This window comes from Kosakonia sp. PSU_27 (genome assembly GCF_039409795.1).
Taxonomy (GTDB): Bacteria; Pseudomonadota; Gammaproteobacteria; order Enterobacterales; family Enterobacteriaceae; genus Kosakonia.
On record NZ_JBCIVK010000002.1, the window covers coordinates 627977 to 653784 of the forward strand.

Annotated in this window: 25 protein-coding genes, 2 tRNA genes and 1 rRNA gene; 14 read left to right on the forward strand and 14 right to left on the reverse strand. The window is 53.7% G+C overall.

Features of this window, described 5'->3' with window-relative positions; all coding sequences use genetic code 11:
- Positions 1-176 precede the first annotated feature (176 nt).
- The 4 genes from AAIG26_RS06830 to syd all read right to left on the reverse strand — a co-directional run bounded on the left by AAIG26_RS06830 (position 177) and on the right by syd (position 2932).
- Positions 177-626 (reverse strand): flavodoxin, encoded by a 450-nt coding sequence (locus tag AAIG26_RS06830; protein ID WP_020456654.1) that lies wholly within the window; start codon positions 624-626, stop codon positions 177-179.
- Between the two features lie 5 nt (positions 627-631).
- Complete coding sequence (truC, locus tag AAIG26_RS06835; protein ID WP_269231633.1) at positions 632-1426, reverse strand: tRNA pseudouridine(65) synthase TruC; 795 nt, start codon at positions 1424-1426, stop codon at positions 632-634.
- Positions 1426-1755 (reverse strand): YqcC family protein, encoded by a 330-nt coding sequence (locus AAIG26_RS06840; RefSeq protein ID WP_045513360.1) that lies wholly within the window; start codon positions 1753-1755, stop codon positions 1426-1428. The genes truC and AAIG26_RS06840 overlap by 1 nt, the downstream gene beginning before the upstream one ends.
- Before the next feature lie 631 nt (positions 1756-2386).
- Positions 2387-2932, reverse strand: a complete 546-nt coding sequence (gene syd, locus AAIG26_RS06845) for a SecY-interacting protein (protein WP_097406374.1) — start codon at positions 2930-2932, stop codon at positions 2387-2389.
- Positions 2933-3001: 69 nt separating this feature from the next.
- Between syd and queF the strand changes: the two genes are divergently transcribed.
- The 5 genes from queF to xni all read left to right on the forward strand — a co-directional run bounded on the left by queF (position 3002) and on the right by xni (position 9359).
- Positions 3002-3847, forward strand: coding sequence for an NADPH-dependent 7-cyano-7-deazaguanine reductase QueF (gene queF / locus AAIG26_RS06850; protein WP_269231634.1), 846 nt, complete (start codon positions 3002-3004; stop codon positions 3845-3847).
- Between the two features lie 117 nt (positions 3848-3964).
- A complete protein-coding gene (gene ppnN, locus AAIG26_RS06855; RefSeq protein ID WP_017458733.1) occupies positions 3965-5329 on the forward strand; it encodes a nucleotide 5'-monophosphate nucleosidase PpnN in 1365 nt (454 codons plus the stop codon).
- A 452-nt stretch (positions 5330-5781) separates the two neighbouring features.
- Positions 5782-7071 carry an HAAAP family serine/threonine permease gene (locus AAIG26_RS06860; protein ID WP_020456649.1) on the forward strand — a complete coding sequence of 430 codons (1290 nt, stop codon included), beginning with the start codon at positions 5782-5784 and terminating at the stop codon, positions 7069-7071.
- Positions 7072-7129: 58 nt separating this feature from the next.
- Positions 7130-8497, forward strand: a complete 1368-nt coding sequence (locus AAIG26_RS06865; RefSeq protein ID WP_269231635.1) for an L-serine ammonia-lyase — start codon at positions 7130-7132, stop codon at positions 8495-8497.
- A gap of 73 nt (positions 8498-8570) precedes the next feature.
- Positions 8571-9359 carry a flap endonuclease Xni gene (xni, locus tag AAIG26_RS06870; RefSeq protein WP_269231636.1) on the forward strand — a complete coding sequence of 263 codons (789 nt, stop codon included), beginning with the start codon at positions 8571-8573 and terminating at the stop codon, positions 9357-9359.
- A 48-nt stretch (positions 9360-9407) separates the two neighbouring features.
- On the opposite strand, the gene puuE is transcribed toward xni, so the two are convergent.
- From puuE to AAIG26_RS06885, 3 genes are read right to left on the reverse strand one after another with little or no spacing between them, the layout of a single operon-like run.
- Positions 9408-10349, reverse strand: a complete 942-nt coding sequence (gene puuE / locus AAIG26_RS06875; protein ID WP_343180288.1) for an allantoinase PuuE — start codon at positions 10347-10349, stop codon at positions 9408-9410.
- A gap of 29 nt (positions 10350-10378) precedes the next feature.
- Positions 10379-11116: an aspartate/glutamate racemase family protein gene (locus AAIG26_RS06880; protein ID WP_343180289.1), complete on the reverse strand. Its 738-nt coding sequence runs from the start codon at positions 11114-11116 to the stop codon at positions 10379-10381.
- Positions 11116-11832 (reverse strand): GntR family transcriptional regulator, encoded by a 717-nt coding sequence (locus AAIG26_RS06885; protein WP_343180290.1) that lies wholly within the window; start codon positions 11830-11832, stop codon positions 11116-11118. Before AAIG26_RS06885 ends, AAIG26_RS06880 begins: the two co-directional genes overlap by 1 nt.
- Positions 11833-11978: 146 nt before the next feature.
- Between AAIG26_RS06885 and AAIG26_RS06890 the strand changes: the two genes are divergently transcribed.
- A complete protein-coding gene (locus AAIG26_RS06890; protein WP_020456643.1) occupies positions 11979-13451 on the forward strand; it encodes an NCS1 family nucleobase:cation symporter-1 in 1473 nt (490 codons plus the stop codon).
- 46 nt (positions 13452-13497) lie between these two features.
- On the opposite strand, the gene AAIG26_RS06895 is transcribed toward AAIG26_RS06890, so the two are convergent.
- Both AAIG26_RS06895 and dnaQ read right to left on the reverse strand, forming a co-directional pair.
- A tRNA-Asp gene (locus tag AAIG26_RS06895) sits at positions 13498-13574 on the reverse strand.
- 135 nt (positions 13575-13709) lie between these two features.
- Positions 13710-14441: a DNA polymerase III subunit epsilon gene (gene dnaQ, locus AAIG26_RS06900; protein WP_020456642.1), complete on the reverse strand. Its 732-nt coding sequence runs from the start codon at positions 14439-14441 to the stop codon at positions 13710-13712.
- Here dnaQ and rnhA point away from each other — a divergent pair.
- Positions 14395-14961 carry a ribonuclease HI gene (gene rnhA / locus AAIG26_RS06905; RefSeq protein WP_161796289.1) on the forward strand — a complete coding sequence of 189 codons (567 nt, stop codon included), beginning with the start codon at positions 14395-14397 and terminating at the stop codon, positions 14959-14961. The genes dnaQ and rnhA overlap by 47 nt on opposite strands.
- Here rnhA and AAIG26_RS06910 read toward each other — a convergent pair.
- Positions 14958-15665 (reverse strand): class I SAM-dependent methyltransferase, encoded by a 708-nt coding sequence (locus tag AAIG26_RS06910; protein ID WP_044489570.1) that lies wholly within the window; start codon positions 15663-15665, stop codon positions 14958-14960. The two genes, rnhA and AAIG26_RS06910, sit on opposite strands and share 4 nt — an antisense overlap.
- Positions 15666-15698: 33 nt before the next feature.
- Between AAIG26_RS06910 and gloB the strand changes: the two genes are divergently transcribed.
- Together gloB and mltD are read left to right on the forward strand one after the other, a co-directional pair.
- Complete coding sequence (gene gloB / locus AAIG26_RS06915; protein ID WP_343180291.1) at positions 15699-16454, forward strand: hydroxyacylglutathione hydrolase; 756 nt, start codon at positions 15699-15701, stop codon at positions 16452-16454.
- A 74-nt stretch (positions 16455-16528) separates the two neighbouring features.
- Entirely contained in the window at positions 16529-17899 is a 1371-nt protein-coding gene (mltD, locus tag AAIG26_RS06920) for a murein transglycosylase D (protein ID WP_045513344.1), read from the forward strand.
- A gap of 125 nt (positions 17900-18024) precedes the next feature.
- On the opposite strand, the gene AAIG26_RS06925 is transcribed toward mltD, so the two are convergent.
- Positions 18025-18822, reverse strand: a complete 798-nt coding sequence (locus AAIG26_RS06925; protein WP_045513363.1) for an endonuclease/exonuclease/phosphatase family protein — start codon at positions 18820-18822, stop codon at positions 18025-18027.
- 230 nt (positions 18823-19052) lie between these two features.
- Here AAIG26_RS06925 and yafC point away from each other — a divergent pair, with 230 nt between their 5' ends.
- Complete coding sequence (gene yafC / locus AAIG26_RS06930; protein WP_020456637.1) at positions 19053-19940, forward strand: DNA-binding transcriptional regulator YafC; 888 nt, start codon at positions 19053-19055, stop codon at positions 19938-19940.
- A gap of 37 nt (positions 19941-19977) precedes the next feature.
- Here yafC and dkgB read toward each other — a convergent pair whose 3' ends face one another.
- A complete protein-coding gene (gene dkgB / locus AAIG26_RS06935; RefSeq protein ID WP_045513346.1) occupies positions 19978-20781 on the reverse strand; it encodes a 2,5-didehydrogluconate reductase DkgB in 804 nt (267 codons plus the stop codon).
- Positions 20782-20983: 202 nt separating this feature from the next.
- Between dkgB and AAIG26_RS06940 the strand changes: the two genes are divergently transcribed.
- The 4 genes from AAIG26_RS06940 to fabF are packed head-to-tail and all read left to right on the forward strand — an operon-like array spanning position 20984 to position 25421.
- Positions 20984-21538 carry a helix-turn-helix domain-containing protein gene (locus AAIG26_RS06940; RefSeq protein ID WP_020456635.1) on the forward strand — a complete coding sequence of 185 codons (555 nt, stop codon included), beginning with the start codon at positions 20984-20986 and terminating at the stop codon, positions 21536-21538.
- Positions 21525-22568: an HlyD family secretion protein gene (locus AAIG26_RS06945; RefSeq protein ID WP_343180293.1), complete on the forward strand. Its 1044-nt coding sequence runs from the start codon at positions 21525-21527 to the stop codon at positions 22566-22568. Before AAIG26_RS06940 ends, AAIG26_RS06945 begins: the two co-directional genes overlap by 14 nt.
- A complete protein-coding gene (locus tag AAIG26_RS06950; RefSeq protein ID WP_097406383.1) occupies positions 22565-24127 on the forward strand; it encodes a DHA2 family efflux MFS transporter permease subunit in 1563 nt (520 codons plus the stop codon). The genes AAIG26_RS06945 and AAIG26_RS06950 overlap by 4 nt, the downstream gene beginning before the upstream one ends.
- 19 nt (positions 24128-24146) lie before the next feature.
- Positions 24147-25421, forward strand: a complete 1275-nt coding sequence (gene fabF / locus AAIG26_RS06955) for a beta-ketoacyl-ACP synthase II (protein WP_343180349.1) — start codon at positions 24147-24149, stop codon at positions 25419-25421.
- Between the two features lie 91 nt (positions 25422-25512).
- Here fabF and AAIG26_RS06960 read toward each other — a convergent pair.
- Both AAIG26_RS06960 and rrf read right to left on the reverse strand, forming a co-directional pair.
- Positions 25513-25589, reverse strand: a tRNA-Asp gene (locus AAIG26_RS06960).
- A 55-nt stretch (positions 25590-25644) separates the two neighbouring features.
- Positions 25645-25760, reverse strand: a 5S ribosomal RNA gene (gene rrf, locus AAIG26_RS06965).
- Between the last annotated feature and the right edge of the window lie 48 nt (positions 25761-25808).

Genomic DNA, 25808 nt, shown 5'->3' on the forward strand with positions numbered 1-25808 from the left:
GGGCGCGGCTATGCCCTTTAAGGCATTAGCCCAGGCGGATGGGGAGTACTTCACGGAAATGAAAATGGAGCAGACCGAAGGTGGTCAAAAGAGAGGCAGCGTTAAAGAGTGTGAAATGCGTCGCTTGACGCGGCAAAAAGAGAGGTTTCCTCCCCGCTTACGGAGAGGAAGACAGCTTATTTCAGCAGGGTCGCCCAGTGCTCAACCCACGGATTAGAGACGGTTTCCGGTTCCGGGTCTTCGCTGGCGTCAATCAGCAACATCTCGCCGATACGCTGCGCACCTTGCTCTTGCAGCAGGGCATCAAACTGCTTCCCCCCGCCGCAGAAATGGGCGTATGTGCTATCGCCCAGGGCAATCACGCCATAGTGCAGATCGGGCTGATACCCCACGGTATCGCGCAGATAATGGAACAGCGGCGCAATACTTTCCGGCAAATCGCCCTGACCGGTCGTGGAGGTGACTATCAGCGCGTAATTGCCTTTGTTGTTTTCCCAGTCGCTGGCTTCGGGATCTTCAAATACCGTCGCCTTGTGGCCCTGCGCCTGTAAGATCTCCTGCGCTTCTTCCGCCACCAGCAGCGAATTGCCGTACATGGTGCCAACAAAAATTCCGACCTTCGCCATGCTCATCACTCCTTGCGTGATTCCAGATTGCCCTCATCCTGGCGACTCACTGGCAAGAACTCAACCCTTTCATTTTCAGGGAGAAGCCCGCGCCAGCCAAAGTGCGACAGCGCGCCCATCCAGGTTTCATCCAGCCCGGCGCGGATCGTTAACGGCTCGCCGGTAAAAGGGTGAGTGAGCGTTAACTGGCTGGCATGCAGCATCAAGCGGTTGCAGCCAAAGTGTTCCGCCGCGCTACGATTTTGCCGTAAATCGCCGTGTTTACTGTCGCCAATAATCGGATGGCGCAAATGCGCCAGATGGCGACGCAATTGGTGCTTGCGGCCCGTTTTCGGTTCCAGTTCAACCAGACCATAGCGCGTGGTGGGAAATTTGCTCGTCGCCACTGGCATTTCGCACGTTGCCAGCCCGCGATAGTACGTTACGGCTGGCTGCGCCTCTTTATCGGCGCGGGCGAACTTGTCGGCCACTTTATCCAGCTCTTCGACCAGCGGATAATCCAGCAACGCCTCTTCCATCAGCCAGCCACGCACAATGGCGTGATAGCGTTTTTGAATCTGATGTTGCTCAAATTGCTGTGCTAAGCGGCGACCGGCCTCGCTGGATAAGCCCATTAACAACACGCCGGAAGTGGGCCTGTCGAGGCGATGGGCGGTAAAAACGTGCTGGCCGATTTGGTCACGCACCGTTTGCATGACCACCACTTTTTCATCGCGATCTAACCAGCTACGGTGAACCAGCCAGCCGGAAGGTTTATTCACCGCCACCAGCCACTCATCCTGGTAAATAATCTCCAGCATCAGGCGTTTTCGTCGCTGAACAGCGCATCGAGCTGCTGTAAATGCACCAGCATCACTTCACGGGACGGATGGGTCGCCTCAAGGGCAATTTCATAGTATGGCGCGATGGCGAATGCCTGCGGCAATGGTTGTTGACTATCCAGCAGAGCGTGCATACGCGGAATAAGCACCCACTGCAGCCATTCGAATGGCTCAAGGGTATCCATGCAAAAAGGCTGCGTGCTTTCAAAGGCGCTTGCCGCGGGCGCGTTGGTTTGCCAAAGATTCTGTTCGCGCAGTTGCGCTTCGAGAAGATGAAGTTGCTCACGCACACGTTGATGTTGAGTCATATAAACCCCCGGAATAATCAGACTGGCGCGCAGCATACCAAAGAGCGGAGCAAATAAAAAAAGGGAGCACTGTAAAAACAGTGCTCCCGGTTCGTTTCGCAGCAGTCCCGCTACTCGTATGCTCCCTGCTCATCCATGAAAACTTTTCCTGCGGTCTCCTGACCCGTTCATCCTTAAACAGCGCATCTTGCTCACACCACCCCGATGTGACTTGGCCTCATCCGTAAAGCGTGTCCTGGATCTTCCTGATCTGCCGGGTATCCTTACCGGCTCTCATTCTCCGTCCTGGAGGTGTCCGTTAACGCATTCCAGCGATGTCCCTTTGCTTCGTCCTGAAGCCTTTCCTTGCAGCACCGTCCTGGTGAGTCCTCGAAACAACATCATCCTGATGTACGCTTCGTTGTCAGACTCCGTGTCGACACAGATAGAATCACCGATTCTGTGACGTCTTACAAGAAGACTTAACACAAATTCAGCTTTGAATGAAACCACTACAGGAAAAGGGTTTTAGATTAACCTCATGATTTATATTAATTATGAATGAGAAGGCGCATCAGAATTATGGAAAAAGACCTGGCGATCTCTTACAGGTCGTGTAAGAGATCTCTCACAAGATGAGTAGTATTGAGGATTACACAACGGGTTCGAGCTGGTCGAGGAATGCCGCGAGGCTTGGGGCGAGAACGGTGCGCTGACGCGTACCCAGCGTCTCTTTCACCACTTCGCCGCTCAGGTTACACAGCGAAATCACATCCAGTTCGCTGTCGAGCGTAGCAATAAAAAGTGTAGGCGATAACTTCAGTCTTTTTTGCGTAACCAGGTGACCAATCAGATTTTCCTGCATACGCACGAAGTCATCCTCACTCCACGTTTGCAGCAGCGTCAGCGTCAGTTCGCCAAAACGCGCGGTCATATCACCGGCAAATTGTGTGGTGTAAAAGGTATGGAGCGGCGTTTGTACCACAATTTCCATGGCCTGTTCAATTGGGTTTACATTTCGTTCTGGTACGAACGGTTTTGGCTGCCAGATAACGTATTTGTCGGTGGAAGAAATAATGCACGGCGAGGGAATACCGTAAAGCGCTTCGCTTTGCGGCCAGCTGTCTCGCAGTTCGTGCCACGCATTACAGTAACGTTCCGTAAAGGCTTTCAGGGCATGCGCCGTCTCTTTTTCCACCGATTTCTCTCTTCACATAAGCCAGGATAAACTCTGCGTCATAGTTTACCTGCAAAATGGCGATGAAACATGTCCTCTTATGATAACCATCAGGCGCTGGCTGGCCTGACGCTTGGCAAAACCACCGATTACCGCGACACCTATGACGCCAGCTTGCTGCAAGGCGTTCCCCGTTCGTTAAACCGCGATCCGTTAGGCTTAAAAGCCGACAGCTTGCCTTTTCGCGGCGCGGATATCTGGACGTTGTATGAACTCTCCTGGCTCAATGCGAAGGGTTTGCCGCAGGTGGCGGTTGGCCACGTTGAGCTGGATCACGCCAGCGTCAATTTGGTGGAATCGAAAAGCTTCAAGCTCTATCTCAACAGTTTTAACCAGACACGTTTTACCAGCTGGCAAGAGGTACACGACACGTTGCAACGCGATTTAAGCGCCTGCGCGCAAGGCGCCGTGAACGTGGTGCTGTATCGCATTGATGAGCTGGAAGGGCAGCCGATTGCGCATTTCCCTGGGGTCTGTATCGACGACCAGGATATTGAGATCGCAAATTACGAATTTGACGCCGCGCTGTTAACCGATGCCGCCAGCGGAAAGGTTGTGGAAGAGACGCTGGTCAGCCATTTATTAAAATCGAACTGCCTGATCACCCACCAGCCAGATTGGGGCTCAGTGCAAATCCAGTATCGCGGCGCGCAAATCGACCGTGAAAAATTGCTGCGCTACCTGGTCTCTTTCCGTCATCACAATGAGTTTCATGAGCAGTGTGTCGAGCGCATCTTCTCGGATATTCTGCGTTTCTGCCAGCCTGAAAGCCTGAGCGTGTACGCGCGCTATACCCGACGCGGCGGGCTGGATATCAATCCGTGGCGCACCAATACCGATTTTGTCCCTGCAACCGGTCGGTTAGTACGCCAGTAAATCACAACTTTTTATCGCTCTGCGTGGAAGATCCCACGCGACAGGTTGTTAAACGTCATAAGCCAGGGCTATTGTAATCACGGGAAAGATAAAATTTTCGTCCCGTAAGGAGTTCACTTGATTACACATATTAGCCCGCTTGGCTCAATGGATATGCTGTCGCAGCTGGAAGTCGATATGCTTAAACGCACGGCCAGCAGTGACCTGTATCAACTGTTTCGCAACTGCTCGCTCGCTGTACTGAACTCAGGGAGCCAGACCGACAGCAGCAAAGAGCTGCTCTCCCGTAACGAAAGTTTTGATATCAACGTGTTACGCCGTGAACGCGGCGTAAAGCTGGAGTTGATCAACCCACCGGAAGAGGCCTTTGTCGACGGGCGCATTATCCGCTCGCTGCAGGCCAACCTGTTTGCTGTTCTGCGCGACATTCTCTTCGTTAATGGACAGATACATAACGCCGGACGCGTTCAGCATTTAAATCTGGAAAGCTCCATTCATATCACCAACCTGGTGTTTTCCATTTTGCGTAACGCCCGCGCGCTGCATGTCGGCGAAGCGCCGAGCATGGTGGTCTGCTGGGGCGGCCACTCGATTAACGAAACCGAGTACCTCTACGCGCGCCGCGTGGGAACCCAGCTTGGCTTGCGTGAGCTGAACATCTGTACGGGCTGTGGCCCAGGCGCGATGGAAGCGCCCATGAAAGGTGCCGCCGTCGGTCACGCGCAGCAACGCTATAAAGAGGGCCGTTTTATTGGCATGACCGAACCATCGATCATTGCCGCTGAACCGCCAAACCCGCTGGTCAACGAACTGATCATCATGCCGGATATTGAAAAACGTCTGGAAGCGTTTGTCCGTATCGCGCACGGCATCATCATCTTCCCGGGTGGCGTAGGCACGGCGGAAGAGTTGTTGTATCTGCTGGGGATTTTGATGAACCCGGCCAACAAAAACCAGGTACTACCGCTGATCCTGACCGGGCCAAAAGAGAGTGCGGACTATTTCCGTGTGCTGGACGAATTTATCGTTAACACGCTGGGCGAAGCCGCGCGACAACACTACACCATCATCATTAATGATGCGGCTGAAGTGGCGCGGCAGATGAAAAAAGCGATGCCGCGCGTGAAAGAGAACCGTCGTGAAACCGGGGATGCCTATAGTTTCAACTGGTCTATCCGTATCGCGCCGGATCTGCAGGTGCCGTTTGAACCGACGCACGAAAATATGGCTAACCTGAAACTTTATCCGGATCAGCCGGTGGAAACGTTAGCGGCGGATCTGCGCCGGGCGTTCTCAGGCATCGTGGCGGGTAACGTGAAAGAGCACGGCATTCGGGCGATTGAGGAGTTCGGCCCGTATAAAATTCATGGCGATAGCGACATGATGCGCCGTATGGATGACCTGCTACAGGGCTTTGTCGCCCAGCATCGTATGAAACTGCCAGGCAGCGCGTACATTCCTTGCTACGAAATCTGCGCCTGATCTTCCAGGGCGACGCATAAGTCGCCCTTATACCTCGGATTTTTTCCCTGTATAACTCGCACTCCTATCACCAGCATATTCATATGTTACAGCGCCCCTCAAACGCCGATAAATCACTGCGATAGCGGTTTTTTACAGGGCATTTATCGTCTTTCAGCGGTGTGCGTTTGATCGCAAATCTTGCTGGTGATAGCCTTCGCGCCCATAAATTTCATCTCTCGATCATTAAGCAGAGAGATGGTCTAAATATATCCACATAAAAAGTGATTTATTGCAATTGCGATCCCGATCACTGATAGAGTCATAACATAAATGTATCTTTCCGCCGCAAATAATTGCGCAAAGAAATTATAAAAAAACCGTGATTGACCGAATTTAATATTACCGCCAGCCTGTCAGGCATTTTATTCGCCCGTCATGCCAGCATTTTGCTTTTCCCAGGAGATTTATAAATGGAAACCACTCAAACCAGTACGCTGGCCACATCGGCTACACGAAGTTCATGGCGCAAAACGGATACCATGTGGATGCTGGGCCTGTACGGTACTGCCATCGGCGCTGGTGTACTGTTCCTGCCAATTAACGCCGGCGTTGGCGGTTTAATTCCGCTGATCATCATGGCCATCCTCGCTTTCCCAATGACTTACTTCGCACACCGCGGTCTGACTCGCTTTGTGCTGTCGGGTAAAAACCCGGGTGAAGACATCACCGAGGTGGTTGAAGAGCACTTTGGTATCGGCGCGGGTAAACTGATTACCCTGCTCTACTTCTTCGCTATCTATCCGATCCTGCTGGTCTACAGCGTGGCGATCACCAACACCGTTGACAGCTTTATGACCCACCAGTTGGGTATGACGCCGCCGCCGCGCGCCATTCTGTCGCTGATCCTGATTGTCGGCATGATGACCATCGTGCGTTTTGGCGAGCAGATGATTGTAAAAGCGATGAGTATTCTGGTGTTCCCGTTTGTTATCGCCCTGATGTTGCTGGCGGTTTACCTGATCCCGCAGTGGAACGGCGCAGCACTCGACACGCTGTCTTTGAACAGCACTTCCGCGACCGGTAACGGCCTGTGGATGACCTTGTGGCTGGCTATTCCGGTGATGGTGTTCTCCTTTAACCACTCGCCGATCATCTCCTCGTTTGCGGTAGCAAAACGTGAAGAGTACGGTAACGAAGCAGAGAGCAAATGTTCACGTATTCTGGCGTTCGCACACATCATGATGGTGCTGACGGTAATGTTCTTCGTATTCAGCTGTGTACTGAGCCTTTCTCCGGCTGACCTGGCATCGGCGAAACAGCAGAACATCTCGATTCTTTCTTACCTGGCAAACCACTTTAACGCACCGATCATCGCCTGGATGGCACCGATCATTGCGATGATCGCCATCACCAAATCTTTCCTCGGCCACTATCTGGGTGCGCGTGAAGGTTTCAACGGTATGGTGATCAAGTCCCTGCGTGGCAAAGGTAAAAGCATCGAAATCAACAAGCTGAACCGCATTACCGCGCTGTTTATGCTGCTGACCACCTGGGCTGTAGCAACCTGGAACCCGAGCATCCTCGGAATGATTGAAACTCTGGGCGGCCCGATTATCGCGATGATCCTGTTCCTGATGCCGATGTACGCCATCGCCAAAGTACCGGCAATGCGTAAATACAGCGGCAAAATCAGCAACATCTTCATTGTTATCATGGGCCTTATCGCTATCTCCGCGATCTTCTACTCTCTGTTCAGCTAATCTCTTTCGCGCCGCTCTCCACGGGCGGCGCGACTCTCATTGCAATGGATAATGCGTCATGATCAGCGTATTCGATATTTTTAAAATCGGCATTGGCCCTTCCAGCTCGCATACCGTTGGCCCAATGAAAGCCGGTAAACAATTCACTGACGATCTGATTGCTCGCCGCATGCTGCACGACGTGACCCGTGTAGTGGTAGACGTTTACGGTTCCCTCTCTCTGACCGGTAAAGGGCACCATACCGATATCGCTATCATTATGGGTCTGGCGGGTAACCTGCCGGATAGCGTTGATATCGATGCTATTCCAGGATTTATTCAGGACGTAAACACGCACGGCCGCCTGCTGCTGGCTAACGGCGAGCACGAAGTCGAGTTTCCGGTCGATCAATGCATGAACTTCCATGCCGATAACCTCTCGCTACATGAGAACGGCATGCGTATTACCGCGCTCGCGAGCGACAGGGTTCTCTATAGCCAGACCTACTACTCCATCGGCGGCGGTTTTATTGTCGACGAAGAACATTTCGGCCAGACCAACAACGCGCCTGTCGCCGTACCTTATCCGTACAAAAATGCGGCGGATCTGCAACGTCACTGTCAGGAAACCGGGCTTTCACTCTCTGGTCTGATGATGAAGAACGAACTGGCGCTGCACAGCAAAGAGGAGCTGGAACAGCACCTCGCGCGCGTCTGGGAAGTGATGCAGGGCGGTATTGAGCGCGGAATTACCACCGAAGGCGTGTTGCCGGGCAAATTACGCGTGCCGCGCCGTGCAGCTGCGCTGCGCCGTATGCTGGTCAGCAGCGATAACACCAGTAAAGATCCGATGCAGGTCGTCGACTGGATCAACATGTTTGCGCTGGCGGTTAACGAAGAGAACGCCGCCGGTGGTCGCGTGGTGACTGCGCCAACCAATGGCGCGTGCGGCATTGTGCCGGCAGTACTGGCTTATTACGACAAGTTTATTCGTCAGGTAAACGCGAATTCACTGGCTCGCTATCTGCTGGTCGCCAGCGCGATTGGCTCGCTCTATAAAATGAACGCCTCCATCTCCGGCGCGGAAGTAGGCTGCCAGGGCGAAGTGGGTGTTGCCTGTTCGATGGCCGCCGCAGGCCTTGCGGAGCTGCTCGGCGCAAGCCCGGCGCAGGTCTGCATCGCTGCGGAAATCGGTATGGAACACAACCTCGGTCTGACTTGCGATCCGGTCGCAGGCCAGGTACAGGTTCCGTGCATCGAGCGCAACGCCATTGCGTCAGTAAAAGCGGTAAACGCCGCGCGTATGGCGCTACGCCGTACCAGCGAGCCGCGCGTATGCCTGGATAAAGTCATCGAAACCATGTACGAAACCGGGAAAGATATGAACGCCAAGTACCGCGAAACCTCACGCGGTGGGCTGGCGATGAAGATCGTGACCTGCGATTAAGCCCTGCCAGATGCCTCGTTTTGCGAGGCATCTTCCTGATTATCCCCCGCTTCATAGCCTCACGCCGCACGCGATGTTACCCTTAGGCACGATTTCAAGGAGGGTTTCTGTGGCTCATCTGTTAATTGTCGACGCGCTTAATCTTATCCGCCGGATCCACGCGGTACAGGGATCGCCCTGTGTAGACACCTGCCTGCACGCGCTGGAACAACTCGTCGTTCACAGCCAGCCGACGCACGCTGTGGCGGTGTTTGATGATGAGGCTCGCAGCCAGGGCTGGCGTCACCAGTTATTACCCGACTATAAAGCCGGGCGACCGCCCATGCCGGAGACGCTGCATGCCGAGATGCCCGCTTTGCGCAGCGCTTTTGAACAGCGCGGCATTCGTTGCTGGGCCACGCCGGGTAACGAAGCGGACGATCTCGCCGCGACGCTGGCGGTAAAAATGGCGCAGGCCGGGCAGCAGGCGACAATTGTTTCCACGGATAAAGGCTATTGCCAGTTGCTTTCCCCAACCATTCGTATCCGCGACTATTTTCAGAAACGCTGGCTGGATGCGCCCTTTATCGCGCAGGAATATGGTGTCACGCCGCAACAATTGCCGGATTACTGGGGGCTGGCGGGGATCAGCAGTTCTAAAGTGCCAGGTGTTGCCGGTATTGGCCCGAAAAGCGCCACCCAACTGTTAAACACCTTCCCGACGCTGGAAGTGTTGTACGAGAATCTTGCGGACGTGCCGGAAAAGTGGCGGCAAAAACTGGAAGCGCATAAAGCAATGGCCTTTACCTGTCGCGATGTGGCGCGACTGCAAACGGATCTGCAACTGGACGGCAATTTACAACAGCTGCGGCTGACACGCTAAGTAAAGCCCGCTCGGTGGCGGGCTATTCGCTTTGCTTCAGTCCTTATTTCAGCCCTTATAAGGATGGTGCTTTAGCCAATGTTCGGCGATATCCTGGCGACGGCAGATCCAGACATCGCTGTGGCTTTGCACGTAATCAAGAAAACGCTGCAGTGCACGAAAGCGCCCGGGCCGCCCGAGCAGGCGGCAGTGCATGCCAATCGACATCATCTTTGGCGCATACGCCCCTTCTTCGTACAACACATCAAAACTGTCTTTCAGATAGGTATAAAACTGTTCAGCGGTGTTAAAACCCTGAGCCGTGGCAAAGCGCATATCGTTGGCATCAAGCGTATACGGCACAATCAGATGCGGCTTCCCTTCCACCGTGGTCCAGAAGGGTAAATCATCGCCGTAATAGTCGCTGTCGTAGAGAAAATCGCCCTGCTCGACCACCAGCTTACGGGTGTTTGGGCTGTCGCGCCCGGTGTACCAGCCAAGCGGCTTTTTGCCAAACAGCGTTTGCAGGATCTCAATCGCCTGCTGCATGTGCTGGCGTTCGGTTTGAATATCAAGATCCTGATAATGGATCCAGCGCCAGCCGTGGCTTACCACGTCGTAGTCTGCCGCTTTGATCGCCTCGACGATTTCCGGGTTACGCGCCAGCGCCATTGCCACGCCAAAAACCGTGAGCGGCAGACCACGTTGCTGAAAAGCCTGATGAATACGCCAGAACCCTGCTCGCGATCCATACTCATACAGCGAGTCCATCGACATATGCCGCGCGGGATAGCTGGCAGCGCCAATAATATCTGACAAAAATTGCTCTGAACCCGCGTCACCATGCAGCACATGGTTCTCGCCGCCCTCTTCAAAATTAAGGGCAAACTGGACGGCAATGCGCGCGCCGCCCGGCCAGCGGGCATGCGGCGGTTTTCCCGCATAACCCGCCATATCGCGGGGGTAGTTGGCGGTGAAATGCCAGAAAGGTTTGTCCGTTGCTGATTGCATGCTGATTCGACCTCTTTACGGGGCCGCTTTCAGCAAAGCTGTTCGAAACATCCTGAAAGCGGCTTTTTATTGGGATACGCGAGATCGCCGTATTTGCTGGTGCCAAGCCCCAGCGCGAGAAGGGATTCCACCATCTTCACCGCGGCCGTAACGCCGTCGATCACCGGCATGCCAAGCTCTTGCGTCAACTCGCTGGCAAGGTTCGCCATGCCGCCGCAGCCCAGCACAATGGCGCCGCTATGATCTTCCCGTTTAGCTTGTATACAACGTTCACGTACCTTTTGCTGAGCAAGACCCGTGCCATCTTCCAGCGCCAGTACCGGTAAATCGATAGCATGCAGCGCGGCGCAGTGATGTTCGAAGCCATACTGGCGCAATAAATGACGGGCGATAATCACCGTGCGTGGCAGCGTGGTAACAATCGAGAACCGCGTCGCCACAAGCGTTGCCACGTGCATAGCCGCTTCAGCAATACCGATAACCGGCCCGCTCGCCAGCTCGCGCGCCGCCAGTAATCCGGGGTCGCCAAAACAGGCAATCACGTGTCCCTGTGCGCCCTGGTTTTTACCCTGTTTGATTTGCTCCAGCACGCCAATCGCCGCAATGGCTTCATCAAAATGTCCTTCGATTGATTCCACTCCCTGCGAGGGGCAACTGGCGAGAATGGTGGTGCCAGGCGACGCCACGCTGCGCGCCGCGCTGGCGATGGTGGCGGTCATTTCCGGGCTGGTATTAGGATTAATAACTTGTATACAAAACTGGCTCATCAGTGTTCTCCTGGCGCACCAAACAGGCGGGCGAAGTCCGGCACTGTCTCGCCGCTGCGCTCAAAGCGCAGGCTGGAAACAATGTGATCAAAGTGGTGGGCCATCGCATCACTGAGCCCCGGCAGATCCTTTTTACGCAGCAGCGTAACCAGTTGGTCATGATCGTCACAGCGGCAACCGCGCTGCCAGGGCGCGCCCCAGGCGGCTATCACCAGCGACGAACGCTGCGCCAGCGTGGTAATAATGTCAGCCACCACCGCATTACCGGAAATGGCCTGCAGCTGGATATGGAAAGCCGCAGAGTGGCGGATAGCCGCCGCGCCATCATGGTTTTGATGCGCCTCTTCTTCCTGCGCGATGATGTTTTCCAGCCCGGCAAGGTGTGGCGGCTGAAGATGTTCCAGCACCAGCGGCAGGTTGGCGCATTCGATCATTTTACGGGTAGTAAAGATAGCTTTTGACTCTTCAACGCCGGGGTTGGCGACAAATGCACCACGTCTGGGCGTCATGGTGATCATTTGCACCGTCGCAAGGCGGGTTAAGACTTTGCGGATCCCGGTACGGCTGACGCCAAAAACTTCCGCCAGAGCCTCTTCCGGCAGTTTACTTCCCGGTGGCAATTGATGTTCAACGATGGCGTTCATTAACGATTGCCAAATGACATGCTCTTTATCTTCCAGATCTGCAGGGGTTCGCAGCCCTATTTGCTGGTTCATAGCGCAATTCCTTTGTTACTCAATTCATCTATTTTTGTATACACCGTTAATTTATTTTGTATACAAAAAATTAAAACCTGGCCTGGTTAATGCAATGAGGGATAGCAGACAACACGTCACTATCTGTATTCAGAGGAGCAGAATCCATGCCAAACCTTGAACCAAATTACGATGCCCGCTACAGCCCGCGCCTGACCAATGAAGATTTAGCGCCGACCCGCCATCAGACCTGGAGCTGGTACAATATTTTCTCTTTCTGGATGTCCGATGTGCATAGCATGGGCGGCTATGTGGTCGCCGCCAGCTTCTTCGCCTTAGGGCTTGCCAGCTGGCAGGTGCTACTTTGCCTGCTGTTGGGGATCTGTATTGTGCAGCTGTGCGCAAACCTGGTGGCGAAACCGAGCCAAATGGCCGGTGTGCCGTATGCCGTGATCTGCCGTCAGGCATTTGGCGTGTTCGGCGCGAATATCCCGGCGGTGATCCGCGGGTTGATTGCGTTTGCGTGGTACGGCATTCAGACCTATCTGGCCGCCAACGCGTTGATGCTGGTGATCCTGAAGTTTTGGCCCGCCCTTACTCCCCTGACCAACGGCCATTTCCTTGGCCTGTCACATTTGGGCTGGCTCTGTTTCGGTATTATGTGGGTGCTGCAAGCGCTGGTGTTCTGGCACGGGATGAGTGCGATTAAACGCTTTATCGATATCGCCGGTCCGGCGGTATACGTTGTGATGATGGCGCTGGCGGGATGGATCCTCTGGCAAACGGGTTTCGATGGCATCTCTTTTACCCTCGCCAGCAAACAACTGACGGCAGGTGAGCAAACCTGGCAGATGATCACCGCAACGGCGTTAGTGGTTTCATACTTCTCCGGCCCGCTGCTCAATTTTGGCGATTTTTCCCGCTACGGTAAAAGCATGCAGGAGATCCGCCGCGGCAACCGCTGGGGACTGCCGTTTAACTTCCTGCTGTTTTCCATTGTCACAGTGGTGATTGTTTCCGGGACCCAATCGCTGTTTGGCAAGATGATCACCGATCCTATCGAAACAGTGAGCCATGTTGGTAGCAGCCTGGCGATGGCAATTGGCCTGCTGACGATGATCACCGCCACCATCGGCATCAATATTGTGGCGAACTTCGTCTCCCCGGCCTTCGATTTTTCTAACTGTTCCCCGCAAAAAATCAGTTTTCGTACCGGCGGGATGATCGCGGCGGTCGGCTCGGTACTGCTGACGCCGTGGAATTTGTTCCAGTCTCCGGAGTTGATCCACTACACGCTGGATGTGCTCGGCGCGTTTATTGGCCCGTTGTTCGGTATTTTACTGACCGATTTTTATCTGATTAAACGCGGAAATGTGTTTGTCGACGATCTGTTTACCGACTCGCCAAACGGGCGTTACTGGTACAAAAACGGCTTTAACCCGAAAGCGATTGCTGCGCTGGCGCCATCAGTGGCGGTTGGGCTGATTATTAGCTTTATTCCGGCGCTGCATGAAGTGGCCAACTTTAGCTGGTTTATTGGCGCGTTCCTCGGGGCGGGATGCTACCGCTTTCTGGCGCGTAACGAACGCGAAGGTGTGAGCAGCACATTTACCGCTCAGCGCGTGGCGGCAAAGGAGTAGAAACGACGAAGGCCTGAATCATTGCTGATTCAGGCCTTCTGAATAGTGGCGGAACGGACGGGACTCGAACCCGCGACCCCCTGCGTGACAGGCAGGTATTCTAACCGACTGAACTACCGCTCCGCGTTGTGTTCCTGTTAGGGAACGAGGCGCATATTACGGATTGCACCTGGTGCCGTCAACGCTTTTTCCATCGTTTTGAATTGTTTGCTGCAAAAATCACCCGTGCGGCGATTTTCCTGTGTTCACAAAACGATTTTACCCGCGCCACAGGCAGCTTCCGCCCTTCTTCTGCACTAAATCGAGCCGTGATTCATGGGCCATCAGCTCCTCATCACTGGCTAAAACCACGCGCAAGCGGTTTGCCTGACGAACAACACGCTGGATCCCCGCATCGCCTGTTTGTGTTTGCCCTTCGCCTTCCATCGCAAATTTCATCGATGTCTGGCCGCCGGTCATCATCAGATAGACATCAGCAAGAATTTGGGAGTCGAGTAATGCGCCGTGCAGCGTACGTTTGCTGTTGTCTATTTCGTAACGCGCGCAGAGCGCATCAAGGCTGTTACGCTTGCCGGGGAACATTTTACGCGCCAGCGCCAGGCTGTCGGTAATTTTGCAAAACGTTTCGGTTTTTGGAATACCGCGGTTCAGCTTGCTGAACTCGTAGTCCATAAAGCCGATATCAAACGACGCGTTGTGAATGACCAGCTCCGCACCGCGGATATACTCAATAAACTCATCGGCGATGTCGGCAAAGGTCGGTTTATCGAGCAGGAATTCGTCGGCGATACCGTGAACGCCAAACGCTTCCGGATCCACCAGCCGGTCAGGCTTGAGATAAATATGGAAGTTGTTACCGGTTAGGCGGCGGTTGATCACCTCCACCGCACCGATCTCAATAATCTTGTGCCCTTCATAGTGGGCGCCAATCTGGTTCATACCGGTGGTTTCGGTATCGAGGACGATCTGTCGTGTAATTGCTGTGCTCATAGCGGCCATTTATGTCAGACTTGTCGTTTTAAACACAGGAAGTCTACCAGAGATGCTTAAACAGGTAGAAATTTTCACCGACGGATCTTGTCTTGGCAACCCGGGTCCGGGCGGTTACGGCGCGATTTTACGCTATCGTCAGCATGAAAGATTGTTTAGCGAAGGCTACCGTCTCACCACCAATAACCGGATGGAACTGATGGCGGCTATTGTCGCACTGGAAGCATTAAAAGAGCATTGCGAAGTGGTGCTCAGTACCGATAGCCAGTATGTGCGCCAGGGGATCACGCAGTGGATCCATAACTGGAAAAAGCGTGGCTGGAAAACAGCGGAAAAAAAACCGGTCAAGAATGTCGATCTCTGGAAGCGACTCGATGCGGCGTTGAGCCAACATCAAATCCGCTGGGAATGGGTTAAAGGCCACGCAGGTCACCCGGAAAACGAACGCTGCGATGAACTGGCGCGCGCCGCCGCGATGAACCCAACGCAGGAAGATGTGGGCTATCAGCCCGAGAGTTAAGACTGGCGGGTCGCGCCCACGGGCTGGCGAACCCGGGGTTTGCTGAGGCTCGACTTCATGGGGTTTAGCGTAAGCGGAATGGTGCGTTTGCGCGCAACAATAAGCTGCATACACCCCAAAGCCGGTAAATGCGTGCTAAGCAGTTTCCCGCCCTGTTTCGTCCAGGGCAGGACGCGAAAGCGGCTATAATGTAACACCTCGAAATTGAGCAACGACAGCCAGTCAAACTGGCGCATCAGGGTGAACATCCGGCTTTTTACCGCAGGTGATCGGCGCGCAAAAGGAACCGCTTTGCAAAGCCCAAGCAGGCTAATCGGGTTGAAACCGCTCATTACCAGCCAGCCGTCGTCAATTAACACGCGATCCACTTCCTGCAATAGCCGATGCGGATCGGTACACCAGGGAAGCGTATGTGCCAGCAAGCAGGCATCCACCGATTTTTCTGCGAACGGTAAATGCAGCGGATCGGCTCTGACCTGCGCTGGTTCGCCGCTAAGGGAAACATTGACCTGGTGGGAAATAGCGCAGCTTTCGGCATTGATTTCCGCGCTCAGATTGCCGATCTTAAGCAAATGAAATCCATACATTTTTGCAAACCACGGCTTAAGTTCTCCTTCCAGCGCTTCGCGATAATACGCGCCTTTAGGTAAATCGCCCCAGCTTGCCGGTGCGACCAATGTCTTAGGAGTCCTTGCCGGTTTCATCACAACCTTCCGCTACGCTTTGAGAGGTAATTTATGAATCTTAACAGTATTCCGGCATTCCAGGATAACTACATCTGGGTGCTGAACAATGATGATGGCCGCTGCCTGATTGTCGATCCAGGCGAAGCCGCACCGGTATTACGCGCATTAGAAGAAAACCAGTGGCAACCGGAAGCTATCTTGCTTACTCATCATCACAACGACCATGTTGGCGGTGTGAAAGCGTTGCGTCAGCATTTCCCTGATGTGGTGGTTTATGGGCCGGAGGAAACGCAAGATAAAGGAACCACACAGATCGTTAAAGAGGGGGACGTTATCTCCGTTTTAGGACATGATTTTTCCGTCTTTGCCACGCCAGGTCACACTTTAGGACATATCTGTTTCTTCAGTTCTCCTTATCTATTTTGCGGCGACACACTCTTTTCGGGTGGCTGTGGGAGATTATTTGAAGGGACGGCAAGCCAGATGTATCAATCCTTTTGTAAGATTAATGCGCTTCCGGATGATACGGTGATTTGCTGTGCACACGAATATACTTTAGGGAATATGAAGTTTGCGATCAGCATCTTACCGAAGGATCCTGCACTTAACGAATATTATCGAAAAGTTAATGAGTTACGTGCGAAAAATCAAAAAACACTCCCCGTAATTCTGAAAAATGAACGACGAATTAATTTATTTTTACGCACGGAAGACACTGATTTAATTGATGTAATTAACCAAGAAACAAAGTTGCAACACCCAGAGGAGCGTTTCGCATGGTTAAGGTCAAAGAAAGATAACTTCTGATATTTCCGGGTTGCCTTTTAAAGACGACGCCGTTATCATCGCTCGTCTTTTAAGCAACTACTATTGACACACACATGAAGGCAAAAGCGATCTTATTCGCCTCTGTCTTGCTTGCTGGGTGCCAGGCGTCTAACCATGACGGTACGGTACAACAGCACGCACAGAGCCTTTCTGCAGCTGGTCAAGGGGAAGCAGGGAAGTTTACTAGTCAGGCGCGGTGGATGGACGATGGAACATTCGCCGCCCAGAATAACAGTGACTTGTGGACCTCCATTAGCGACGAGCTAAAGATGGGAATTCCGGAAAATACCCGGATTCGCGAACAAAAACTCAAGTATTTAAGCAATAAGAGCTATCTCCACGATGTAACTTTACGGGCAGAGCCGTATATGTACTGGATAGCAGGGCAAGTTAAAAAACGTAACATGCCCATGGAACTGGTACTACTACCCATAGTGGAGAGCGCTTTTGACCCACACGCGACGTCTGGCGCCAATGCCGCAGGCATTTGGCAGATCATACCGAGCACCGGGCGAAATTATGGTTTAAAGCAGACTCGCAGCTACGATGCGCGTCGTGACATTGTGGCCTCTACCACGGCCGCGCTTGACATGATGCAGCGTCTTAACCGCATGTTTGACGGCGACTGGTTACTGACAGTCGCTGCTTATAACAGCGGTGAAGGTCGCGTGTTGAAAGCGATGAAAGCCAATAAATCGCGGGGTAAACCCACCGATTTCTGGTCGCTTTCATTGCCGCAGGAAACCAAGATTTACGTGCCTAAAATGCTGGCTTTGAGCGATATTCTCAAAAACAGTAAGCGCTATGGCGTGAGTCTGCCAACACCAGACGAAAGCCGTGCGCTGGCGCGAGTCAGACTGAGCAGCCCGGTTGAGGTCGATCAGTTGGCGGAAATGGCCGGGATTTCGGTGAACAAACTGAAAACGTTTAACGCTGGCGTTAAAGGTTCGACGTTAGGTTCAGCGGGTCCGCAGTACGTGATGGTGCCGAAGAAACACGCCGATCAATTGCGTGAATCGCTGGCATCAGGCGAAATCGCCGCCGTACAGCCAACCCAGCTGGCGGATAACACCCCGCTGACAGGCCGGAGCTACAAGGTTCGCTCAGGCGATACGCTTTCCGCCATCGCGGCGCGTCTCGGCGTTAGCGCAAAGGATATCCAGCAGTGGAATAACCTGCGCGGTTCGAACCTGAAAGTGGGCCAGAGTCTGACGGTAGGCGCAGGTAGCAGCGCGCAGCGTCTCGCCAGCAACAGCGATAGTATTACTTATCGCGTACGCAAAGGTGATTCGTTATCGAGTATTGCGAAACGTCACGGCGTGAACATCCAGGATGTGATGCGCTGGAATAACGATACCGATAATCTGCAGCCAGGCGATCAGCTGACCCTGTTTGTTAAGAACAGCGCCACACCGGATTCCTGATACAAACCGATAAAAAAGCACCGTTTCCCCACGGTGCTTTTTTTTGTCCATAGAAAACCCCCAGCCTGGCTGGGGGTTCCGGAAAGCTTTCAGCTTTAAGCCAGTTATTGCCTGCTTGTCACCCCTCAAGCCGGTTTACCTGGGGTAAATTCCACCAGCAGCGGGTTGTGATCCGATGCGCGCGTCACCAGCACTGACGCTTCCTGCACATTCAAACCACGATAGAAAACAAAATCCAGCGGACGACCAAAGGCGCGGCGGCGATTGTCATCGGTAAAACGAACCTGTCGCAACGACATATCACGCGTAAAACGATAGAGCGCATTCATCCTCGGCCGGCTCCAGGCGTTGAAATCGCCTGCCATAATCACAGGTCCGGCGTGGCGCATAATCTGATCGCCAATCGGCAACAACTGCTTGCTGTAGACATCCACGCCCAGACTGAAATTCACCGCATGGACATTCACTACCATCAGGTTACGTAAATCAGGCAGCGGGTACACCGTGACCAGCGCTGATTTCGCCAGCCGTAGAATCGGTTCCCGCTCACGTAGCGGGCAGCAATAGACCGGGTGAGCAGACGAAAGCGTCATGACGCCAGAGGGATGTTGCGGCAGCACAAACGCGGGAACCTGATCGGCAGCAAGATAGTTAGTGGTCGCAAACCTGACAAGTTCCGGTGTGGTTTGCGCTTCCTGTAACAGCACGAGATGCGCGTCTTTGCCAAAACTCTGCAGCACCGATAACCATTCGGCGCGCTGCTGCTTAAAGATATTCCATACCAGTACACGGATTTTTTCGTCGCTGCTTAAAGGCACACCTGCAGGCAACGCTTTGCCGATGCTCGCGAAAGACCCCGGCGGTAAAATTCGCTCCGCTGGCTGTCCGGCAACATATCGCATGGCATAGGTATTTTTTGGCACTTTCGGCTTCAAACCTCATTGATTTCCACACCCGGTTCCCGGGTGGTCATTCAGTTATAGGGATTTTAGCGCACACTTTCAACGCACAATCGGCAGAAAAACCACCGGTTATGGTTAGTGAGCGCTTATTAATGCCGCCAGCGCCGCGCGTGCGTGGCATCGCAGGCTTCAACATGGTTAAATAGCGTATGGATGAATAATATCGTTGCAGTGTTGCTACAGAGGCAATAATGAAAACCACCTCAGAAGAACTCGCGATTTTTGTGGCTGTTGTCGAAAGCGGCAGCTTCAGCCGGGCAGCGGAACGCCTGGGACAGGCGAACTCGGCGATCAGCCGTGCAGTAAAAAAGCTGGAGAACAAGCTGGGCGTCAATTTGCTTAATCGCACCACGCGCCAGCTCAGTTTAACCGAAGAAGGTGAGCGCTATTTCCGCCGCGTACAAAGCGTATTGCAGGAGATGGCGGCCGCAGAAACAGAGGTGATGGAAACCAAATCCACGCCGCGTGGCACGCTGCGCGTTGATGCGGCAACGCCGGTGGTGCTGCATTTCCTGATGCCGCTGATTAAACCGTTTCGTGAACGCTACCCGGAAATCAACCTTTCTCTGGTCTCAAGCGAGACGTTTATCAATTTGATTGAGCGTAAAGTGGATGTGGCTATCCGCGTGGGGAAACTGACGGACTCCAGCCTGCGCGCCCGCCCGCTGTTCAAGAGCTATCGAAAAATTATCGCCTCACCGGATTACATCGCTCGCTATGGCAAGCCTGAAACAGTCGAAGAGCTGCGCAATCATGTGTTACTCGGGTTTACCGAACCGGTCTCCCTTAACACCTGGCCGATTGCTTCTGCCGATGGTCAATTATTTGAAGCCACGCCGGATATCTCCTCAAATAGCGGAGAAACGCTTAAACACTTGTGTCTGAGTGGCAACGGTATCGCCAGTTTATCGGACTATATGATTGATAAAGAGCTGGCAAGTGGGGAACTGGTGGATTTGCTGGCGGATAAGCGCCTGCCGGTAGAGATGCCTTTTAGCGCGGTCTACTACAGCGATCGGGCGGTGAGTACACGTATTCGCGCCTTTATCGATTTTATCAGCGAACATCTGCCGCAATAACGACAACGGGAGCATGACGCTCCCGTTAAACTCTTGATTAATCCCACTTCGGTGCGAGGCCTTCCGGGCTGACCAGACGGTCATTGCAATCAAGCTTCGCGATTTCCGCTTTATCTTCTGCATCCAGTTTCAGCGACTGTGCCAGCAGGTTGCTTGCCAGATTCTCACGCTTGGTCGAAGACGGGATTACCGCATAACCTTCGCCCATCGCCCACGCCAGGATAACCTGCGCGGGTGTAGCATTATGTTTCTTCGCGATACGGCTAATCACTTCGTCTTTCAATGCCTTACCATACGCCAGCGTCATGTAAGAGGTGATATGGATACCGTGCTGTTTTGCCCAGTCAACGACTTTGCGGTTTTGCAGATATGGTGACAATTCAATCTGGTTAGTGGCGATGTTTTCCGCGCCCACAGCGGCAATGGCCTGCTCCATCAGCGGAATGGTGAAGTTAGACACCCCAATCTGGCGCGTGAGCCCCTGCGCTTTTGCCTTCATCAGCTCCTGCATAGAGACATCAACCGCCACAGCTGCGCCCGGAGACGGCCAGTGAATCAGTGTCAGATCAACATAATCCGTACCTAATTTTTTCAGACTCTCTTTCAGGCTGGGGATCAGTTTGTCTGCGCCCAGATTTTCGGTCCAGATTTTGGTGGTGATAAACAACTCTTCACGCGCAACGCCGCTCTGTGCCAGCGCTTCGCCAATGGCAGCTTCGTTACCGTAGATCTGCGCGGTATCAATCACGCGATAACCCAGTTCAAGGGCATTTTTCACAGAAGCGATAACCGCTTCGTCAGTCAAACGGAAGGTGCCAAGACCAAATGCAGGGATAGCCATAAGAATTCCTCTTTCTGATTTCGTATTGTTTCGTTGCGCTGATTATTCCCCGCTTCAGTGAGGGGAAAAAGAGGCGAAAACGCATAGGTTTTTTGCCGGAGAAGCAAAAGTAAGGAATTCAGGGCGCAAAGATAGTCACTTGCATTTTGAAAGTCACTATGTCAACGTAAGCGCAGAATCTAGCCAGTAACCGGGTCAGACCATGAAAAATGAACCGCTTTGCAACGCTCCCTGCCCCATCGCCCGCAGCTTAGGCCGCATTGGTGACAGCTGGAGCATAATAATCCTGCGTGACGCTTTAGCCGGTTTCACACGTTTTGATGAGTTCCAGAAAAGCGCGAATGTCGCCCCCAACATTCTCTCTCGTCGTCTGAAAGAGTTGGTTGATGACGGGCTGCTGGAAAAAGTGAGCTACAGCACAACACCGCCGCGCTATGAATATCACCTGACGGCTCTCGGGCGCGATTTTCGCCCGGTGATCCTTGCTCTGGTGGAATGGGGGAATCGCCACTTCTCGCCAGAAGGCGCGCAAATAGAGTTAGTCGAGCGTGAAACACAGCGCCCGGTCGAGACCATTCTCATTGATAAAGCAACCGGCGAACCCATTACACCGGAGAAATATGCCCTGGTGCCTGGTCCTGCGGCTGCACCGGTTATCCATTACCGCCACGATTATTTGCAACGCAAACGCACGGGCGATAACACGCAAAAATTCGCCCCGCTTCACCATGTGAGCCGCGATCATGACGCTCAGTAACAAGAAAAAGGCACTCACTCTGCCGCTGTTAGCCGCAGCGCTGGTAGCCGCTGCGGGTTACGGCGTGTACTGGTGGCAAAGCGGGCGATTTATTCAATCCACCGACGATGCCTACGTGGGTGGTGATATCAGCGCCATCTCCAGTAAAGTGTCCGGTTATGTCCAGCAGATTGCCGTTCAGGACAATATGCTGGTCAAAAAAGGCGACCTTTTAGTCCGCCTTGATGACAGGGATTACCAGGCTGCACTGGCGAAAGCCGCTGGCGAAGTCGCCGCGCAACGGGCGGCGCTGGCTGATATCGCCGCGACGCGTCAGTTACAGCTGGCAACCATTGAAGGCGCAACAGCATCGCTGGCTGCTGCTAAAACGGTGAGTGAGAAGTCAGCCAATGACAACCGCCGTTACAGCGCGCTGGTCATGTCCAGTGCCGTTTCTGCGCAGGTGCGGGAAAACGCGGCTGCGGATTATCGCCAGGCACGTGCGCAGGAGAGCAAAGCGCAGGCGGATAACGCTGTCGCCACGCGCCAGCTGGCCGTGCTTGATGCACGGGAAAAACAGACGCAAGCCGCGCTGCAACAGGCCCTGGCGAATCTTGAAATCGCGAAATTAAACCTGAACTATACCGAGATCCGCGCCCCGTTCGATGGCGTTATAGGCAATCGCCGGGCCTGGACCGGCTCCTTCGTCGGCGGCGGCATGCAACTGCTTTCACTGGTTCCCGCAGAAGGCTTGTGGGTCGACGCCAATTTCAAAGAGAGCCAGCTAGCCCATATGCGCCCAGGGCAACGAGCGACCATTGTGGCGGATGTTATGCCGGGTCGAACGTTCTACGGCCATGTTCTCAGCGTTTCCCCCGCGACCGGTTCACGATTTAGTCTTCTCCCGGCAGAAAATGCCACCGGAAATTTCACCAAGATTGTCCAGCGAGTGCCCGTGCGTATCGCGCTGGAGGGCGAAGCGGCAAAACTCGGCGTATTGCGCCCCGGTTTTTCTGTCATCGTTACCGTTGACGAAAAGAGCGCGCAATGAGCACCACCGATGCGGTACCGCTGCAACCGGGCGTTTCAATGCCGGTGAGTCAGAAAGTATTTGCCTTCGCGACAATGTGTGTGGGCATGTTTATCGCCCTGATTGATATTCAGATCGTGTCGGCGTCGCTACGGGATATCGGCGGAGGGCTTTCTGCCGGCGATGATGAAACAGTATGGGTACAAACCAGTTATCTGATTGCCGAAATCATCATTATTCCCCTCTCCGGCTGGCTGGCGAGGGTGATGTCCACGCGCTGGCTATTTGCCGCCTCCGCCGCCGGGTTTACGGTGATGAGCCTGCTCTGCGGCTGGGCGTGGAATATCCAAAGTATGATCGCTTTTCGCGCATTACAAGGGCTGGCGGGTGGCTCGATGATCCCGCTGGTTTTCACCACCGCTTTTGCCTTTTTCCAGGGAAAACAACGCGTCATCGCTGCTGCGACGATTGGCGGGCTGGCATCGCTGGCACCAACGCTCGGCCCCACCGTCGGTGGCTGGATAACCGAGAACTTCAGCTGGCACTGGCTGTTTTATATCAACATCGTACCGGGGATTTACATCACCCTCGCCGTACCACTGCTGGTAAAAATTGATACGCCAAATCCGTCGCTATTGCGCGGCGCGGACTATCTGAGCATCCTGCTGCTCGCGGTATCGCTGGGCTGTCTGGAATATACCCTCGAAGAAGGCCCACGCTGGGGCTGGTTTGACGACAACACATTAGCGATGACTGGCTGGGTGGCGTTACTGTGCGGCATCTTTTTTGTTATTCGCACGCTACGCCATACGCAGCCGGTGATGGATCTGCGTGCGCTGAAGGACAGAACGTTCACGCTGGGCTGCTACTTCTCGTTTATGGCAGGGGTTGGCATCTTTGCTACGATCTATCTAACGCCATTATTTCTTGGCACGGTGCGCGGCTTTAGCGCACTGGAAATTGGTCTGGCGGTGTTTTCCACTGGCCTTTTTCAGGTGCTGTCGATCCCGTTCTATGCGTGGCTTGCGAATCGGGTCGATCTACGCTGGCTACTGATGGCAGGGCTGCTTGGATTTGCGTTGTCGATGTACAGTTTTATTCCGCTCACCCATGAATGGGGAGCGCAAGAACTACTGTTACCGCAAGCATTTCGCGGCCTGGCGCAACAATTTGCGGTTGCCCCGACGGTCACGTTGACGCTTGGCAGCCTGCCGCCGGCGCGGCTAAAACTGGCATCAGGTCTGTTCAATTTGATGCGCAATCTGGGCGGCGCGATTGGCATCGCCTTGTGCGGTACCGTGATTAATGACCGAACCAATTTACACTACAGCCGCCTCGCGGATCATCTCAATAATGCCTCTCTTTCCGTCACGGAATTCGTTCAGAGCAACATCAGCAGATTGGTTAGCCAGGGGATTTCACCCGATATCGCCAGCAGTGCTGCGCTAAAGAATCTTTCGGCCATCACGTTGCGTGAGGCCCGGACACAAGCGTTTTCAGATGCTTTTTATCTGATCATGTTAGGTTTTTTAATCGCTGCGCTGCTGGTTCCCTTAATGAAAAAACCGCAAACAGCGTGAAATTTCAGGAGAATTGATGATGAGCGTTTCAACAAAACGCATCGTGGTAACAGGTATGGGAATTGTCAGCCCGCTGGGTTGTGGTGTCTCGCACGTATGGCAATCCCTATTACAGGGAAAATCCGGGATTTCCCGGCTTGCAGATGAGGTTGTCGACGATATTCCCTGCAAAGTGGCAGGTCAGGTTCCGTCTATTGAAGAGGATCCGCAGTACGGTTTTGATCCACTGGTGGCTATTCCCGCCAAAGAACGCAAAAAAATGGATCGTTTTATTGAGTTCGCGCTGGTAGCGGCAAAAGAAGCCCTGACGCAGGCGAACTGGTTTCCACAGGATCAAGTGGAAAAAGACCGTACTGCCACGGTAATTGCGACCGGGATCGGTGGGTTTAACGAAATCGCCAATGCTGTGCGCACAACGGATGATCGTGGGCCGCGTCGACTCTCCCCTTTTACCATCCCCTCTTTCCTCGCCAACCTCGCTGCCGGGCATGTTTCCATTGCGCATGGCTTTCGCGGCCCCATTGGCGCACCGGTTACCGCCTGTGCTGCCGGTGCGCAGGCCATCGGCGATGCCGCGCGCATGATCCGTAGCGGTGAAGCGGATATTGCGTTGTGTGGGGGCAGTGAAGCGGCAATACACCGGGTTAGTCTTGCCGGTTTCGCGGCTGCAAGAGCACTTTCAAGCAGTTTTAACGACGATCCAACAGCAGCATCGCGGCCATTTGATCGCGATCGTGATGGTTTTGTAATGGGAGAAGGCGCCGGATTGCTCGTTATCGAATCGCTGGAACATGCCCAGGCACGCGGTGCGACACCGCTGGCAGAACTGGTAGGATACGGAACCAGCGCGGATGCATATCATCTGACGGCAGGCCCGGAAGATGGTAACGGTGCGCGTCGCGCCATGGAAGCAGCCATTCACCAGGCTGAGATTACCACTGCGGACATTCAGCATATCAATGCGCATGCGACCTCAACACAGGTGGGTGATAAAGGAGAGCTGGCGGCGATTAAGGGGCTTTTTGGTGACGCTCCGGTTGCAATTACCTCAACTAAATCCGCAACGGGCCACTTGTTGGGCGCAGCAGGCGGTATCGAAGCTATTTTCACTATCCAGGCTTTACGTGATCAGGTTGTACCGCCAACGCTGAATTTGCATCACCCTGATACCGAGGCAGAAGGGCTGCATTTAGTTGCGCTGACTGCGCAACCGCTGGAGATACGTTATGCCTTATCAAATGGCTTTGGATTTGGTGGCGTGAACGCCAGCCTGCTGCTGAAACGCTGGGAGTGACATACGGCAAAAAGGGCGCGATTGCCCTTTTTTATAGAAATAACAGACGAAAAAAAACCGCATCTCGTTAGAGATGCGGCTCTTAAATGAGTGGCGGAACGGACGGGACTCGAACCCGCGACCCCCTGCGTGACAGGCAGGTATTCTAACCGACTGAACTACCGCTCCACCGAATTTCTTCACAACTACCGGTTTGTTGCCCCGGTTTCACTACTAATTTGATGCCTGGCAGTTCCCTACTCTCGCATGGGGAGACCCCACACTACCATCGGCGCTACGGCGTTTCACTTCTGAGTTCGGCATGGGGTCAGGTGGGACCACCGCGCTACTGCCGCCAGGCAAATTCTGTTGTCAGACCGTTCTCACGCCCTGACCTAATCTGTATCA

Bases quoted from the DNA above. Each gene is read 5' to 3' on its own strand.
- AAIG26_RS06830 (WP_020456654.1), bottom strand. From the start codon at position 626: ATGGCGAAGGTCGGAATTTTTGTTGGCACCATGTACGGCAATTCGCTG.
- truC (WP_269231633.1), bottom strand. From the start codon at position 1,426: ATGCTGGAGATTATTTACCAGGATGAGTGGCTGGTGGCGGTGAATAAA.
- AAIG26_RS06840 (WP_045513360.1), bottom strand. From the start codon at position 1,755: ATGACTCAACATCAACGTGTGCGTGAGCAACTTCATCTTCTCGAAGCG.
- queF (WP_269231634.1), top strand. From the start codon at position 3,002: ATGTCCTCTTATGATAACCATCAGGCGCTGGCTGGCCTGACGCTTGGC.
- AAIG26_RS06860 (WP_020456649.1), top strand. From the start codon at position 5,782: ATGGAAACCACTCAAACCAGTACGCTGGCCACATCGGCTACACGAAGT.
- AAIG26_RS06865 (WP_269231635.1), top strand. From the start codon at position 7,130: ATGATCAGCGTATTCGATATTTTTAAAATCGGCATTGGCCCTTCCAGC.
- xni (WP_269231636.1), top strand. From the start codon at position 8,571: ATGTTACCCTTAGGCACGATTTCAAGGAGGGTTTCTGTGGCTCATCTG.
- puuE (WP_343180288.1), bottom strand. From the start codon at position 10,349: ATGCAATCAGCAACGGACAAACCTTTCTGGCATTTCACCGCCAACTAC.
- AAIG26_RS06880 (WP_343180289.1), bottom strand. From the start codon at position 11,116: ATGAGCCAGTTTTGTATACAAGTTATTAATCCTAATACCAGCCCGGAA.
- AAIG26_RS06885 (WP_343180290.1), bottom strand. From the start codon at position 11,832: ATGAACCAGCAAATAGGGCTGCGAACCCCTGCAGATCTGGAAGATAAA.
- AAIG26_RS06890 (WP_020456643.1), top strand. From the start codon at position 11,979: ATGCCAAACCTTGAACCAAATTACGATGCCCGCTACAGCCCGCGCCTG.
- dnaQ (WP_020456642.1), bottom strand. From the start codon at position 14,441: ATGAGCACAGCAATTACACGACAGATCGTCCTCGATACCGAAACCACC.
- AAIG26_RS06910 (WP_044489570.1), bottom strand. From the start codon at position 15,665: ATGAAACCGGCAAGGACTCCTAAGACATTGGTCGCACCGGCAAGCTGG.
- gloB (WP_343180291.1), top strand. From the start codon at position 15,699: ATGAATCTTAACAGTATTCCGGCATTCCAGGATAACTACATCTGGGTG.
- mltD (WP_045513344.1), top strand. From the start codon at position 16,529: ATGAAGGCAAAAGCGATCTTATTCGCCTCTGTCTTGCTTGCTGGGTGC.
- yafC (WP_020456637.1), top strand. From the start codon at position 19,053: ATGAAAACCACCTCAGAAGAACTCGCGATTTTTGTGGCTGTTGTCGAA.
- dkgB (WP_045513346.1), bottom strand. From the start codon at position 20,781: ATGGCTATCCCTGCATTTGGTCTTGGCACCTTCCGTTTGACTGACGAA.
- AAIG26_RS06940 (WP_020456635.1), top strand. From the start codon at position 20,984: ATGAAAAATGAACCGCTTTGCAACGCTCCCTGCCCCATCGCCCGCAGC.
- AAIG26_RS06945 (WP_343180293.1), top strand. From the start codon at position 21,525: ATGACGCTCAGTAACAAGAAAAAGGCACTCACTCTGCCGCTGTTAGCC.
- AAIG26_RS06950 (WP_097406383.1), top strand. From the start codon at position 22,565: ATGAGCACCACCGATGCGGTACCGCTGCAACCGGGCGTTTCAATGCCG.
- fabF (WP_343180349.1), top strand. From the start codon at position 24,147: ATGAGCGTTTCAACAAAACGCATCGTGGTAACAGGTATGGGAATTGTC.